This is a genomic window from Paenibacillus sp. Root444D2, assembly GCF_001426375.1.
Classification (GTDB): domain Bacteria; phylum Bacillota; class Bacilli; order Paenibacillales; family NBRC-103111; genus Paenibacillus_E.
This window is the reverse complement of record NZ_LMEO01000050.1, coordinates 303,345-319,336: the sequence shown is the minus strand read 5'-3', so window position 1 is coordinate 319,336 and position 15,992 is coordinate 303,345. Positions and strand designations below refer to the sequence as shown.

Sequence of the window (15,992 nt, the reverse complement as noted above, 5' to 3'; positions counted from 1 at the left end):
CGACCCTTGATAAAGAAAGCGTTTCAATTCGATTGGTTTATTTTGAAAATTATCATCTACGTGGCGTTAATGGCTATAGCTTTGACTTGCTTACTGCCTTTTTACAGCATGATCATTACTTCCACACACACCAATTCAGACATTGCCCGGAAGCTGCTCATCGTACCTGGCGACCAGTTCTTAGAGAACTATCATAGGCTGATTGAAACCGTAAACATCTGGCGTGGATTAGGTAATACGTTATTCATCACTGTTACGGCAACACTCATTAATGTTTATTTTGCCGCGTTAGCTGGTTATGGATTCTCAAAATACAATTTTCGGTACAAAGGCGTATTGTTCATGATTACCCTAGCGACAATGATGATTCCTGGACAATTGGGAATTATCGGATTTTATAAATTAATGGATGTTTTCCATATGTTGAACACCTATTATCCTTTATTGCTTACGTCCGTGTACAACGCATTCGGTATTTTTCTAGTCAAACAGTTCGCTGATACATCGGTACCAACCGAAATTATCGAATCTGGAAGAATTGACGGATATAGTGAAATGCAGCTTTTCCATCGCATCATTTTACCGTTAATGAGTCCTGCGCTTGCCACGTTAGCGATCTTTGCTTTCATTGGAAAATGGAATGACTTTTTAGTTCCGATGATTATTTTGTTCGATGCCGACATGCAAACTTTGCCAGTCATGATTGCGAGTGTTAAATCGCAGTTTTCATCCGACTTTGGCGCTCAATATGTAGGAATTGTTATATCGGTCGTCCCGATCCTGGTGTTCTTCTCTTTTATGTCCAAGCGGATTATTAATGGAGTTGCGGCTGGAGCCGTAAAGGGCTGATGCGTAGACATTGAGGGGAGTGATGCGCGGCAATATTTTATCGTCATTTTAACCAGAAAACATCACTATACTTGTAAATTAACTCTAAGGGGAGATATATCTTGAAAGCACAAAAATGGGCTTCTATTTTAATGACAACGGTACTTGCGACAGGTGTTCTAACGGCTTGTGGTTCTAAATCAACTAACAATAGTTCAGCGACGAATACTCCTGCGGCATCTGTCGCACCAGTAGATCCGGCAAAGCTGTCTGGAACGCTCTCCCTATGGACTTTCTTTGATGGAACAAAAGGCATTGCGACAGCATTTGAAAAGAAATATCCGAATGTCAAAGTTGACGTTAAGGTGTTCCCTGGCGATCAATATCAAATCAAACTGTTATCAGCGCTGCAATCCGGCAAAGATGTGCCTGATGTGCTTGACCTTGAAAGAAGTTATGTTGGTAAATTCATTGAATCTCCGTTCTTGATGGATTTAGCACCAATTGGCGCTGCTGATTTAGTTAAAAATTACATTCCATATGTCTCTGAGCTTGGTAAATCGTCGGACGGCAAAATCAAAGCGATATCTGACCAATCCTCTCCTGGCGGCTTCTGGTATTTGAAAGAAAATGCCAAAAAGTTTCTCGGTACGGATGATTCGAACCAAATCAGCGAAATGGTGAACAGTTACGATAAGATCATTGAGCTCGGTAAAAAAGTTGCGAAGCAAAGCGATGGCAAGGTTCATTTAATTGCGAATACAGGGGACTTGAATGACATTGCCAGCTACAATACACAGCCTTTCTACATGAATGGCAAATTAAATGTCGATCCGAAATGGGAAAAAGTATATAACAGTCAAAAAGAAATTCGTGCAAATAACGTAGATGCGAAATTACCATTCATGTCAGCAGGCTGGGGTAATGCACTTAACGACGGAAGTGTTGTATTGGTAGCGATGCCTGCTTGGGCAACATTCATGATCGGTAACAAAGATAATAAAGCCGTTGGTAAGTTTGGCGTTGCCAAAACTCCAGAAGGTTTCTACAACGGTGGAACATTCCGTGCGATTTATAATAAAACGGCTAATAAAGACATCGCTGCTGAGTTTATCAAATTCTCTGCTAGCGCTGAATGGCAGAACGCAGATCTGATTGCAAGAGGGAACATGCCAGCACTTCAAAGTGTTTATGATGCAAATGTAGATAAGTATACAGCTCCTTTAACTGGGGATCAAAAAGTACTGCAGCCTTACTACGCAATGATGAAGTCAATGCCAGTGATTAAGTCTGATAAATACAGTGATTCGATTCTAGGTCTCTGGAGAAAAGTAGCAAGTCAAGGACTTACAGACAATAAAAGCTATGCGGATGTTGTAGCAGCCTTCCAAAAAGAAGTGAAAGCAGCGTTCCCTGAGCTTCAATAATTGTAAAAAAGAAAAGCGGCTGTTTCTTCAAGAAACAGCCGCATATTTAGAAGGAGAGAGACCAGCTAATGAGCATCCTTCATGATTATGTTAACCGAATCCGCATCATTGACGGTCATGAACACCTTGCAACACCGCAAATTCGAAAAAGAGAAAATCATGATTTGTTTTCCTTGCTGCATTACTTGGACTCTGATTTTTATAGCGCAGGCATGAAAATGGGTGCGTTAGGAAGACAAAGTTCATTAGATGTGGAACAAAAGGCTTCCCTGTTTATGGACTTTTGGCATAAAACAAAAAATACAACGTATGCCCGGATGTTTCGGACAGCGATGGAAGATTTATATGGGCACAGCGAGTGGAATGTGAAAGGCCTATTAGAGGCGAATGAAAAAGTGACCCAAGCAACGCATAACCCAGACTGGTATGAGCAAGTTATGGTCCAAAAGTCCGGCATTGATCTTGCCTTTACACTGATACAAACAACGAAGCTTGCGTACGAGCGTTTTCGTCCCATCATGTTTATGGATTTTACTTTCAAACTTCGAACATTGAAGGATATCACTACTGTCGAGAGAATGTCTGGCGTTACAGTCTATCATCTGCGCCAATATTTGGAGGCAGTGGATACCTTATTGCATAAATATGTTCAGGAAGGCATGGTCGCGACAAAGTTTGGGCATGCCTACTGGCGCTCCCTATCTTCTGGTAAACCGACCTTCCATGAAGCGGAGCTGGCTTTCAATCGTCTGCTCGGCTGTACACTGGAAGAATCGCTCTCACAAGCTGAAACACAGGCGCTGCAGGATTATTTGATCCATTTCATCATCCAACGTTCGATTGCTTATGATCTACCGATTCAAATTCATACTGGTCATCATGAAGTAAGTGTTTCTTCTAACGGCAACACGTTAACGAATTCGAATGTGGAATTGCTGATCCCGCTGCTGCTGGAATATACGGAAGCAAGATTTGTTCTGCTCCACAGCGGATACCCCTATTATTTGCCTTATTTAAGCCTTGTAAAAAATTTTCCGAATGTCTACGCAGATTTTACATGGGTGTACATCATTTCGCCGACGGCATCTAAACAAATATTACATCAGGTTATTGAAATGGTCCCAATGACGAAAATTCAAGGCTTTGGCGGCGATTATAACTTTATCGAAGGGACATATGCCCACCAGAAGTTGGCCCGCAAAGTGGTGGCGGATGTATTGACGGAAAAGGTGGCTGATGGCGCACTTGATGAATCAGAAGCCATGACGTTTGCTGATCGGATTTTCCGAACGAATTTAATCGAACTATATAAGCTGAAGGGTTTGGAGGAATAGCGATGCAGTGGAAGTTATCGGATAACGGCTTAGAGCATGCAGTAAAGGCATTTGAGATTACTACGGCTGAATCCAAGCATCAAGCAAGTCTTCGATTTTCCAATTTGTTATCGGCAAGCGGCAGGGAAGGGAAGCAGGAAATGGTACCTGTTGATGAGATAACGTCAACATCTGACGGGCTGCAGGCTTCTGGGGAATCGGAAAGCTTTCAAGTACGATCAAGCTGGAAACAAATGAACGATATTTGCGACTATTTCGAAGTATCCATGGATGTGGAGTACAAGGGCAAGCAAGCTTCTGCGTACAATTTGCAGTTTGGCTGCAGCCTTGAAGGGACGGGCAAGCCGGATTGGATGATTCCCGGCGCTTTTTACAAAGAGAATCGATTCGAAAAAAATCTGCGTCCCTACCCTCGCTATGACTTTAAGGGGGGCGATCCTCAGCAAATGGTGTCCGATTACTGGTCATTTCGTGCAGATCGTGCAGCTCTTCCAGCGGTGTTCGCTTGGAATGACGGGATGTGCGGAGCGCTTTGTACGGATGAAATGTCCCCGCTTGGACTTAGTGGTCTAGGCTTTCGAGGCAATGAAGCAGGGACGGAAATTTGGCTTAACTTTCCTTATAAGGAGGAGCCCGTGACGTTCATTGGTAACGCCGTGCCAGCACCAGCGGATCTGCACATGCATACGTTCCAACCGGGTGAGAAAGTAGAGCTTCATTTCTATGTTTACGCAGGCACTTCTGATGCGCACAGCTACAATCCTTTCGTTCGTCAAATGTATGCTATACATCGTCAAGTAAATGGGCTGAATCCATGGATGGGCCTGGAGCAAGCAGCAGAACTAACGGCTCATGGCCTGTACGAATGGCACTATGATAAAGAGAACGACATTCTTAGAGAAACGGCTGCTTTCGACCGCGAGTTTAACAACAATGTCAAAGGAATGGGCGATCGTCCGCACATGCACGTCAGTTGGGTTAGCGGTGTGCCTTATGCCTACGCCTTGTTGACCTATGGCAGGAAAAAAGAGGATACATCCTATATAGAAGCGGGCATACGAGTGTTGAATAAAATCGCAACAGGGCTTGCACCGAGCGGAACGTTCTGGGCTTCATGGGAGCTCGGGAGAGGTTGGACGGCAGGCTGGAATCCGAAAAAGACGTGGCTGCAAGCCCGGACGGTATCTGAAGCAACGTTGTTCCTAGTCCGGGCGCTTGCCTTTGAGAGAGAAGCAGGAGTCATGCATCCTGAATGGGAGCATGCTGTTCTTTCCAATCTCCGCTTCGCGGCGGAACATCAGCGCTCCGATGGGAACTTCGGTTCCTACTATGATAGTGAGACTGGCGAAGTACAGGAGTGGGATGGCGCAGGCGGTATGCTGTGGATTGCCGCACTTCTGGAGGGAGCCGCTTACTTTCAAGACGAAGGCTTCGCAGCCGCTGCAGTTCGGGGAGGAAGCTATTACGAACGCTTCATTCGTGACGAATATATTTATGGCGCTCCAGAGGATGTCCACTTAACACCGACCTCGGAGGATGCGTACAATGCGGTCGTGTCCTACGTTCTGTTGTATGAATTCAATCGACAGCCGCTCTGGTTGGAGCTTGCTTCTAGTGCTGCGGATTGGATGATGACTTTCCGTTGGACATACAATTTACAATTTCCGAAGCATTCTCTTCTTGCACAGTACGATTACTGTTCGCGCGGGGCGGATCAGGCATCAACATCCAATCAACATTTACACAATTATGGACTTTTTGCAGTACCAGAGATGCTCCGGCTATGGACTTATACAGGGGACCGATATTATCTAGATCGTACGCGAGATCATATTTCGTGCTTCCTGCAGTTTATCGCGCGTGAAGATGGCGACTTCAATGCTTACAAAGGTATGGTAACGGAACGGTTCTACAATACGAATTGCTTCCAACCGAAGGGAATGATGCTGACGCTATCCCATTCTTGGTGTATTGGACTCATATTATATGCGGCTCAGGCATCTCTACCTTATGAAAATGACTTAGATTTATACGATCGATAATTAAAGTGGACCAAAGGTAAAAGTAGGCTGCGTTGCAGCCTATGTAACTTTTGGGAACGTGCCCAAATTGCCAGATAACGGAGACCGTCGATTCATTCATTCATCCATCTCTCCCTACATTAAAGTGTTTTAAATTGGGATCAATTATCATTTATGCTCGCTTGAGTTTGTTGGAAGAACGAATTCCCTATTCGCGGTAGAATGATGTTGTAAAAAGTGCAACAATTGCTGCATAGATCCAGACTTTCACCCTTCGATGTTGCATAATGTACAACAATTTGGCCCAATATAGACCATTTCGCAACAAATATGCTCAAAATGTTGCACGAAATGCAACTTCAAGTTGCAAAACAGTCTTTTGGCGTGTGAATTGTTGCAGAAAATACAACATTAGTAATCACTGTAGCCCATCTGCTCTCACGAGAGCTGAATGACTCTAAAGATGCATTTTGGAGTTATTTATACCAGTTGTGAATCAAGCGACAGTTTCTAAGGTGCTTCATACATGCAAAGGAGCGATTTCAATGACAAATAAACTAGCCATTATCCATACAACACCGGTAACGGTGGAAAGTTTAAAAGCATTAGCCGTAGAGCTTCTGCCTGAGGTTGAAGTGATGAACTGGGTAGATGATTCCATTTTGCCGCAGCTCGTAGCGAATGGCGGGCAAATCGATGAGATTGAAGAGCGTTTCCTTCAGTACGCTCAAATTGCCGAGAAAGCAGGTGCTTCCTGTATCTTGAGCGCATGCTCGTCCATCGGCGAGTTGGTTGCCCGCGTACAGCCGAAACTCCAAATTCCCATCATTCGTATCGATGACCCGATGGCAGAGTTGGCGGTGAATTCAGCACGCAAGATTGGTGTTGCGGCAACGCTCGAAACGACATTGCAGCCGACCAAACGAATGCTTATTAGCAAAGCAGAGCAAGCTGGCAAAGCGGTGCAAATTGATTCAGTCGTCGCAAAATCTGCTTATCAGAAGCTCCTCGCTGGAGATAAAGAGGGGCATGATGAAGAACTCGCATCTGCACTCCGCAATCTTGCAGCCAACACGGATGTCGTAGTACTTGCGCAGGCTTCTATGGCCCGCGTGATTTCGCAATTTGCTCCAGAGGAACAAACGCGTTTTCTGAGCAGCCCGCGTTTAGGAATGCTGCGGGTTAAAGAAGTCATGGAACAACTATAGCGTTACCTCACTATTAGAAGCTTTATATAAAAGGAGACATACTCGATGACAAACTCAACACCTACTGCACCGGTAATCACATTAAAACAAGCACTTGAGATTTCTGAATCGAACCATTTTGCGATTGGCTCTTTCTCGCCGCGTTATACACCCATGATTGCAGCTGTTCTGAAGGCGGGCCAAATCGCGAATTCACCGTTAATTGTTCAAATTTCACATAAAGAATTGATTCGTTATGGGATTACAGCAGCTGAATTTGGAGAAGAATTTTACCGTCAAGTAAAGGAGCAGCAAATCACAGTTCCTGTCGTATTGCATTTGGATCACACAAAGGAATTAGAAACCATTAAAGAAGCGATTGCAGCAGGCTTTACGTCGGTCATGATTGATGCATCGGAGAAACCATTTGCCGAAAATGCGGAAATAAGCAAGGAAGTTGTGGAATATGCCCATGCGAAAGGAGTTTCCGTAGAAGCCGAGCTTGGAATGATTGGCACAACAGACTTCGTAGAAACGGATAAAGATGAAGAATTATATACGAATCCACAGGAAGCGGCTGAGTTTGTCGCGATTACCGGTGTTGATGCGCTAGCTGTGTCTTGCGGTACCGCACATGGCGTATATGTCGTGAAGCAGCCGAAAATCGACTATGACCGCTTGATGGAAATTCGCAGATTGACTCCGGTTCATCTTGTCCTGCATGGCGGTTCTGGCGTACCACCTGAAATGATGCGCAGAGCCTACCAATTGCCAGGCGGCGGTGTTAGCAAAGTGAATATCGCGACGGATTTGGAGCTTTCGCTGCTCCAAGCCCTTGGACGTGAAGAACGGATGACCAATGAAGAATGTAAAAACTTAGCGCCGGATAGGCTGCAAGTTGGCCGTGATGCCGTTACGCAAACGGTGATGGAAAAAATGAAGCATTTTTTGAACAGCGCTGGTAAAGCGGATGTTTTTAACAAATAGATCGGGGGATTCTCTCAATGAAAGATAACAAACTCTATATGATTGGTAACGCACATTTGGATCCGGTTTGGTTATGGCAATGGCAGGAAGGATTCCAAGAAGCGAAGGCGACATTCCGTTCTGCTCTAGACCGGATGACAGAGTCCGAAGATTTTATTTTCACTTCCAGCTCTGCTGCCATGTACGAGTGGATTGAAAATAACGAGCCAAAGATGTTCGCGGAGATCAAAAAACGCGTGCAGGAAGGACGCTGGAATATTGTCGGCGGTTGGTGGATTCAACCTGATTGCAACATTCCGAATGGGGAATCCTTCGTCCGTCAAGGGTTGTACGGTCAACATTATTTCAAAGAAAAGTTCGGGGTAACCGCTAAAGTTGGCTACAACGTAGACAGCTTTGGGCATAACGGTATGCTGCCGCAAATTCTGAAGAAGAGCGGGATGGACTATTACGTGATGATGCGTCCGATGCCGAATGAAAAAGGGCTGCCAAGCCGTCTGTTCATGTGGGAATCGGATGATGGCTCACAAGTCATGACATTCCGCATCATGTATGAATATTTGTCTTGGGGCAAAGATTTGGAAAACCATGTTCGCCGCTGCTTGGGCGAATTTAAAGAGCCGCTTAACGAATTGATGCTGTTCTATGGCGTTGGCAATCATGGGGGCGGCCCAACGAAAGAAAATATCGAGAGTATTCGCCGCATGAACGAGGACCCATCTCTTCCTAAGCTGGAGTTTGCAACGCCGGATGCGTATTTCAAAGAGATGGAGAGCAAGAACTTAAAGCTGCCGGTCGTTCATGATGATTTGCAGCACCATGCTAGCGGCTGCTACGCAGCGCATTCAGGCATCAAGCATTGGAATCGCAAGGCAGAGAATCGATTAATGGCCGCAGAGAAGTACTCGGCGCTTGCTTCATGGATTACGGGTCAACCTTATCCGGCAGAGTTCAAGCAAGCTTGGAAAAATGTGCTCTTTAATCAGTTCCATGACATATTAGCTGGAACCAGCTTGGAGTCTGCTTACGAAGACGCGATGTACTTGTATGGGGAAGCCATGGCTATCGCGGATCGTTCCCTTAATTATGCGGTTCAATCTTTATCATGGAACATAAACATTGAACAGGATGTAACCATGAAGCCGATTGTTGTTTTTAACCCTCATGCATGGGAAAGCCGTGTAAACGTTGAGCTGGAAGTAGGAGGCATCAAACCCACTACTGTTTTGCTTGATGACAAAGGGAATCCGGTGCCATTCCAGACAGTGCAATCACAAGCTTCTGCAAATGGCCGTTTCCGTCTTAGCTTTATGGCTGAGCTGCCTTCCATGGGATATCGGGTGTACAAATTGGTGGCTGAGTCAGCCTCACTTAAACCGGTTGGCGAGCCCATTCAAGCAAGCGACTTAGTTATGGAGAATAAGCGGTTCCGCTTGGAGTTCGATAAAGAAACAGGCTATATCAAGAGCCTGCATGATAAAGTGGTCGATCATGAAGTGTTTAAAGGAGAAGGAGCCAAGCCCATCGTCTTGGATGATAAGTCGGATACATGGAGCCATGATGTGCTGCATTTCAACCAAAAAGCTGGCACATTCAAGGCGAAAAAGGTGTTCCGTGTCGAGCATGGTCCCGTTAAATCGGTCATCCGTGTTGTCAGTGAGTATGGCAGCTCGAAGCTAGTTCAAGATTTCGCCATGTATCCGGACCGCGATCAAATCGATGTACAGGTGATGGTGGATTGGCGCGAGTCCTTCAAAATGCTAAAGCTGGTTTTCCCTGTGAATGTCATCTTTAGCAAGCAAACCTACGAAATACCTTACGGTACGATTGAACGTGAACATAACGGCGAAGAAGAACCAGGATTAACGTGGATTGATTATTCGGGTGTGACTCGAAAAGGCAACATCATGTATGGCCTCAGCCTAATGAATGATGCCAAATACAGCTATAGCATTCATAACCAAGACATGGCGTTGACTGTACTGAGAAGTCCAATTTATGCGCATCATGTGCCTTATGAGCCGGATCCAAATGGTGAGTATTCCTTTATCGATCAGGGCATTCAGCGTTTTTCTTACTCCTTGCTGCCTCATGAAGGCACATGGGAGCAGGCCGGTACGGTGAAGCGCGCAGCGGAACTTAACTGCAAGCCGATTGCTGTTATCGAATCGTTCCATGAAGGGGAGCTTGCGCAAACCGATTCCTATGTAAAAGTAAGCCGCGACAATATCGTTGTTAGTGCGATCAAGAAAGCGGAAGATAACGGGGACCTCATTATTCGTGTCTATGAGACGAATAAATCCGCTACGTCAGCCGAGATTGAGCTGCCTAGATGGAAGCGTGTCATTAAGGCGGATTTTAACCCATGCGAGATCAAAACCTTCCGTGTGCCGAAGAATCCGGAATTGCCGATCAAAGAAACCAATATGCTGGAATGGGATGTGGAGTAGATGGAGGCATCGGTTTGGCAGCAGCTGCAGGAAGCCGGGCGTTACATGCTGAATAACGGCTTGGCTTGGGGAAACGCAGGCAATATCAGTGCGCGAACCAAAGCTGACCACTACTTGATCACAGCAAGCGGTACAGACCTAGGGGAACTCAGCGAAGACGACTTCGTTGAGTGCGCTTTAATAGGCGGCACCTCGTCCTCTGCACCAGGGAAGAAGCCATCCAAAGAAGTGCCCATGCACCAAGCAATTTATGAATCTCGTCCTGATGTTGGGGCCGTGCTTCATGCTTCACCCTTTTACAGCACGATGCTAGCCTGCTCGGCAGAACAACTGCCATCGGAATGGTTTGTTGAAACGATGTATTATTTGGAACGCATAGAACGCGTTCCTTACTTTCATCCTGGTTCCCGCGAGCTTGGTGATGCGGTGCGGGAAAAAGCATGCAAAGCGAATGTGCTTTTCCTCGAAAATCACGGTGTTCTTGTTTACGACAAGAACGTGAAGGAAGCTCGTATGGCCATGCACACGCTTGAAATGGCTTGCCAGATGTATGTGTTGGCGAAGAGTTCGGGGATTTCCCTACGCAAGCTGCCAGATGACGTGGTTCAAAGCTTCTTGAACGAGTCGGGCTATAGGCCAAGAAGGAGGTTCTCCGAATGATTGGTATTATCGCAGACGATATTACAGGGGCGAATGACATCGGCATCATGTACGCTAAAGCGAACATCAGAACACATGTCTACCCGATGGAGGCGTGTACGGGGAGTGACCAGAACAGTGGCGGTGAGCCGGACGTACTTGTTCTCGACACGCACTCCCGATTAGATACGCCGGATGATGCGTACACGAAGGTGTACCAGATGACGAAGCGGCTGCAGGAGGCTGGGTGCGCACGATTTATCAATAAAACTTGCTCCGTCTTCCGCGGCAATATCGGGACAGAATTCGATGCCATGCTTGATGCGCTAGACGCATCTTTTGGCATAGTAGTGCTTGGTTTTCCGAAAAATGGACGGACTACGTTAAATGGCATTCATTATGTACATGGTAAAAAACTGGAAGAATCCGAGTTTCGAAACGATCCTGTGCATCCGATGCGCTGTTCCAATTTGGTTGATATTTTACAATCACAAACGGACCGCAGAGTAGGACTAATTCCCATTCATATTGTAGAACAAGGTGCTTCTGTGTTAGAGGAGCAAATTGCAGTGATGAAGCAATCAGGCTTCACCTATATCATCCTCGATGTGCGTGATCAGCAGTCACTAAAGACCATTGCGCAAGCGGTTCAGGCTGAGCCGATTATTTGCGGAAGCTCAGCTTTGGCGGAGGAGCTGGCGTTGTTAGAGAAGCAGAATGCCGTGCAAACGAGTGTTGCGAATAAGCTGCCAGCGCTTGGACGCTCAGCTGTTTTGTGCGCCGCAGGCAGTTTAATGCCGCAAACAGCTGCGCAAATTGCCTATGCCAAAAAGCAGGGCCTGACAGCATTGGAGCTCGATTCCTTGCTCTTGTTTAACCCTGCTGAGAAGGAGGCGCTTTGCAAGCAATTGGTCGAACAAGCGTCAAGACTTCTAAAGGATGATAAGGACGTACTCATTCACGCCTCGAATAGCCCGCTCAAAGTGGCGGCGACGAAAGTAAAAGGCGTTGAACTCGGCTACGGCAATACGGAAGTGTCCGTTATCGTTTCGAATGCGCTGTCCGACGTCATACAATCGGTCGTCAATGTGACAGGGCAGCAACGTCTGCTCATCGCTGGAGGGGAAACGTCCGCTGCGGTCTGCGATAAGCTGGGCATTGGCGGACTTAGCATCTGGCAAGAAATTGAGCCGGGATTGCCATCCTGTTTAACGCTCCAAACGCCGCAGCGCTTTTTGGTGTTAAAATCAGGCAGCTTTGGCAGCGAACCCTTTTTCATAGAAGCTATTGAACACTTGAAACAAACATAACCTGTGTTAGGAGGAGATTGACGTTATGAGTCAAACATTGGAGCAGCTTTTCGTGAAATATCCAGACTTGGAACCGTGTCGTTCATCGATCCAAGGGGCATTTGAATCTATGAAAGTGTCGTTTGAAAAGGGAGGCAAAATGCTGCTTGCCGGTAACGGAGGAAGTGCAGCTGATTGTGAACACGTTGTCGGCGAGTTGATGAAAGGATTTATGTCGCCGCGCAGGCTACCCAAGGAGCAAAGAGACAAAATGATGCTTCACGGCGAAGAGCAGGGGACGTATTTGGCTGATCATTTGCAAGGTGCGCTGCCGGCCATTTCGCTTGTCAGCCATACAGCGTTTGCAACAGCTTTCAATAATGATGTGGCGGCTGACATGGTATTCGCGCAGCAGGTATATGGCTATGGAAAGCCGGAGGATACACTCGTTGTATTCAGTACATCGGGTAACTCGGCTAATATTGTACACGCGGTGCAAGTTGCCAAAGCACTTGGTGTCTACACCATTGGTTTGACTGGGGAAGGCGGAGGCCGCTTAAAAGAACTTTGCGATGTGACGATCTGCGTGCCGTATCGTTCAACACCAGACATTCAGGAACGCCATCTTCCCATCTACCATGTGCTATGCATGATGCTGGAGGAGGCATTTTTCGTATGAGTCTTCTGCTTGGTGGCATTGATATAGGTGGTACGAAGTGCGCTGCAGTACTTGGAATCACGGCTGGAGAAACAGTTAACATCTTAGATAAAATAAGCTTTCCGACGCCGGCAACGCCGAACGAAGCACTTGTGCAGCTTGGTGACGCGCTAGAGCAGCTGTTGAAGCGCAATCCTGAAGGTAATTTACAAGCCATTGGCATCAGCTGTGGCGGTCCATTAAGCAGTAAGGATGGCCTCGTGCTGTCGCCGCCTAATTTACCTGGTTGGGACTGTATTGATGTGCTAGCCCCTTTTCGAGAACGTTTCGATGTTCCTGTCGGATTGCAAAATGATGCCAACGCCTGTGCGTTAGCTGAATGGAAATGGGGAGCCGGGCGAGGTTCCCAGAATATGATCTTCTTGACCTTTGGTACCGGAATGGGTGCGGGTCTTATTCTAAATGGCCGCTTATATGCAGGCGCGAACGATATGGCCGGCGAGGTTGGGCATATCCGTTTAGCTGAGGATGGACCTTTAGGCTATGGTAAGCAAGGTTCGTTCGAAGGGTTTTGCAGCGGCGGCGGTATTGCCCGGCTGGCGTTTGCGATGGCTGAAGACTGGTTCTCTGCAGGAAAATCAACGATACTTTCTACTTCTAAGGATCAGCTCCGAGAGCTCACAGCGAAAGATGTTTTTGAAGCGGCACATGCTGGCGATGAGCTGGCGATGCTGGTGATTCGTAAGGTAAGTGGGCAGCTAGGCAGAGGACTTGCGATCCTAATTGACATCCTCAATCCGGATACCATCGTCATCGGCAGTATTTATGAACGGCAGGAGTCCATGCTAGCCCCTTTGGTTATGGAGGAGCTAAAACGCGAAGCGCTGCCGATTTCACTAGGTGTTTGCGGAATTGTTCCTTCGGGATTAATGGATCATGTCGGAGATGCCGCCAGCCTATCCGTAGCGCTTCATGAATTTGAACAACAACGGTTATAAGGAGGCCCCTATGTTTCAACTAAATGAAATCGAACTTCAATATCTAAATTCAAGCGGCTTGCAGAATGTTCTGGGCCGTATTGGTGTTACCGTGACGCCTGATTCGGGTCCGGCATTGCCGCTTCTGCGCGGAGCAAACGAAAAGACTGCGGGAACGGATCATCTCGGTGATTACACAGAAACGAAAGTAACCTATTCGAATGAAGCAGACACGGCTGTTGTTCATTTACAGTTCCGCTGTTATGAATCCTTTGTACTGACATCGGTGCAGGGAGAAATGATAAATGCCAGCGATTTTGGCAAACAACACTGCTTTGCCGCTCAGAATGGCATCATCATTCATGCACAAGGAATGACGAATATAGATGGCTTAATGGCCAATTATCAGCATAAAGACTGGTGGACACGACCTCATTTTGACCTAAACTGGTCGACACTGCCTGAACGGACACAATCGGTGCTTTGGCGTAAGGAATCGGCATTCTATCATTTGTTACCTGTATGCGGACCTGTGTTTCGAACGGATGTATGCGGAGCAGAGGAAGGCTTGCAAATTCGCGTTTCTTCGCATCAAGGAGGAAGAACGCGCTGTGAGTCATTATCGTTTGTACTAGGTTCGGGGATTGATCCATACCAGCTAGTAGAGCGACATGTGGAAGCTGCGCTGCATACCCTTGATTACCCGACGCTGCCTCGATCACGTAAACCCTATCCTGAAATCCTGGACTCTCTTGGCTGGTGCAGCTGGGATGCGTTCTACCATCAGGTCAATGAAGAAGGTCTGTTGGTAAAAGCCGAAGAGATGCAGGCTGCTAGCTTGCCGGTGCAATGGGTGATGATTGACGATGGTTGGTCACAGACGTTAGACAAAAAATTGTCCTCTTTTGAGGCAGATGTAGAGAAATTTCCTCAAGGTCTCGCGGAAACCGTCCGTCAGCTTAAGGAAAAGTATGGTATTCGTTGGGTTGGAGTCTGGCATACCATTGCCGGTTATTGGGGCGGCATTCATCCGGATAGCCCACTCGCGAAACAATTCAGCGATTATCTATACAGCAATGCCAAAGGGAGCTTAATTCCATATCCGGATGCGGGCCGCGGCTTTGGTTTCTGGCATGCGTGGCATTCCTTTTTGGAGCGTCAAGGTATTGATTTCGTAAAAGTAGACAGCCAAAGCGCCGTCTTGAACTTCACGAAGCATGAGTGGTCGATCGGTGAGGCTGCAGCTGCTGCTCATGAGGCGCTGGAAGCTTCTGCGGCACTACATTTTAACAATACAATCATTAACTGCATGGGGATGGCAGCGGAAAATATGTGGCACCGTCCTAAGTCCTCTGTGTCGCGCAATAGTGATGATTTCGTTCCCCAAGATCAATTTGGTTTCGCTGAACATGCCTTGCAAAATGCTTACAATTCCTACTATCATGGCGCTTTTTATTATGGTGACTGGGATATGTACTGGACTAAGAATCATGATGATATTCAAAATGCTGTCCTCCGCTCGGTCAGCGGCGGTCCGATATATTTCAGTGATGCCCCGGGCAATACGGATGCTTCAAAACTATGGCCATTAATTTATAACAACGGAAAAATCATTCGCTGTGAGCAAACGCCGAACCCTACGGCTGATTGCTTGTTCCTTGATCCTACGAAGGAAACCGTACCGCTCAAGCTATGGAATATCGCCAAGTCATCCGGTGTCGTTGCCGCGTTCCATATTGGTAAATATACGGATTCAGTCAAAGGCACGGTAGGTCCGTCCGATGTTCCAGGATTGGAAGGCGATGCGTTTGTTCTCTATGAACACTTCTCTGGTGAGATGAAGATCATGCATCAGGGCGATCAGCATGCTTTTGAGCTGCAGCCTGGTCAATGTGCGATTTACCTGATTATTCCTTCAGGGGGGGCTGTGACACCAATTGGTTTGACGAACAAGTATGTAGCAACGGATGCGGTTAGCGATGTGAAATCGGAAGGTTCTACACGATCGCTTCAGCTCAAAGAAGGCGGTACGTTCCGGTTCGTGTCGGAGAACAATCGTGTTTCCGCGCAGTTGAACGGCAAGGCGCTTCCAGTCTTACTTATCAGCGAGCATTTGTATGAAGTAGACGTTCCGATGTTGGATGAAAAGCTGAACATTGTTCTGTCCGTATCGGAATAATGCGTGCATGTGGAGG

The 15,992-nt window shown here is 46.8% G+C and carries 12 protein-coding genes; all 12 read left to right on the top strand.

Annotation, left to right across the window (positions count from 1 at the left end; translation table 11 throughout):
• Positions 1 to 6 precede the first annotated feature (6 nt).
• The 12 genes from ASD40_RS28935 to ASD40_RS28880 all read left to right on the top strand — a co-directional run bounded on the left by ASD40_RS28935 (position 7) and on the right by ASD40_RS28880 (position 15,976).
• Positions 7 to 849 carry a carbohydrate ABC transporter permease gene (locus tag ASD40_RS28935; protein ID WP_057306598.1) on the top strand — a complete coding sequence of 281 codons (843 nt, stop codon included), beginning with the start codon at positions 7 to 9 and terminating at the stop codon, positions 847 to 849.
• A 101-nt stretch (positions 850 to 950) separates the two neighbouring features.
• Positions 951 to 2,255, top strand: a complete 1,305-nt coding sequence (locus ASD40_RS28930; RefSeq protein ID WP_057306597.1) for an ABC transporter substrate-binding protein — start codon at positions 951 to 953, stop codon at positions 2,253 to 2,255.
• Between the two features lie 68 nt (positions 2,256 to 2,323).
• Positions 2,324 to 3,589, top strand: coding sequence for an amidohydrolase family protein (locus tag ASD40_RS28925; protein ID WP_057306596.1), 1,266 nt, complete (start codon positions 2,324 to 2,326; stop codon positions 3,587 to 3,589).
• A 2-nt stretch (positions 3,590 to 3,591) separates the two neighbouring features.
• Entirely contained in the window at positions 3,592 to 5,631 is a 2,040-nt protein-coding gene (locus ASD40_RS28920; protein ID WP_057306595.1) for a hypothetical protein, read from the top strand.
• A gap of 524 nt (positions 5,632 to 6,155) precedes the next feature.
• A complete protein-coding gene (locus tag ASD40_RS28915) occupies positions 6,156 to 6,818 on the top strand; it encodes an aspartate/glutamate racemase family protein (protein ID WP_057306594.1) in 663 nt (220 codons plus the stop codon).
• Positions 6,819 to 6,863: 45 nt separating this feature from the next.
• Positions 6,864 to 7,784, top strand: a complete 921-nt coding sequence (locus ASD40_RS28910; protein ID WP_057306593.1) for a class II fructose-bisphosphate aldolase — start codon at positions 6,864 to 6,866, stop codon at positions 7,782 to 7,784.
• A 17-nt stretch (positions 7,785 to 7,801) separates the two neighbouring features.
• A complete protein-coding gene (locus ASD40_RS28905; RefSeq protein WP_057306592.1) occupies positions 7,802 to 10,234 on the top strand; it encodes an alpha-mannosidase in 2,433 nt (810 codons plus the stop codon).
• On the top strand, positions 10,235 to 10,894 hold the full coding sequence (locus tag ASD40_RS28900; protein WP_057306591.1) for a class II aldolase/adducin family protein: 660 nt from the start codon (positions 10,235 to 10,237) through the stop codon (positions 10,892 to 10,894). It begins immediately after the preceding gene.
• Entirely contained in the window at positions 10,891 to 12,183 is a 1,293-nt protein-coding gene (locus ASD40_RS28895; protein ID WP_057306590.1) for a four-carbon acid sugar kinase family protein, read from the top strand. Before ASD40_RS28900 ends, ASD40_RS28895 begins: the two co-directional genes overlap by 4 nt.
• A 25-nt stretch (positions 12,184 to 12,208) precedes the next feature.
• Positions 12,209 to 12,841 (top strand): D-sedoheptulose-7-phosphate isomerase, encoded by a 633-nt coding sequence (locus ASD40_RS28890; RefSeq protein ID WP_057306589.1) that lies wholly within the window; start codon positions 12,209 to 12,211, stop codon positions 12,839 to 12,841.
• Complete coding sequence (locus ASD40_RS28885; protein ID WP_057306588.1) at positions 12,838 to 13,818, top strand: ROK family protein; 981 nt, start codon at positions 12,838 to 12,840, stop codon at positions 13,816 to 13,818. The genes ASD40_RS28890 and ASD40_RS28885 overlap by 4 nt, the downstream gene beginning before the upstream one ends.
• Positions 13,819 to 13,828: 10 nt before the next feature.
• On the top strand, positions 13,829 to 15,976 hold the full coding sequence (locus ASD40_RS28880) for a Sip1-related alpha-galactosidase (protein WP_057306587.1): 2,148 nt from the start codon (positions 13,829 to 13,831) through the stop codon (positions 15,974 to 15,976).
• Positions 15,977 to 15,992: the final 16 nt, after the last annotated feature.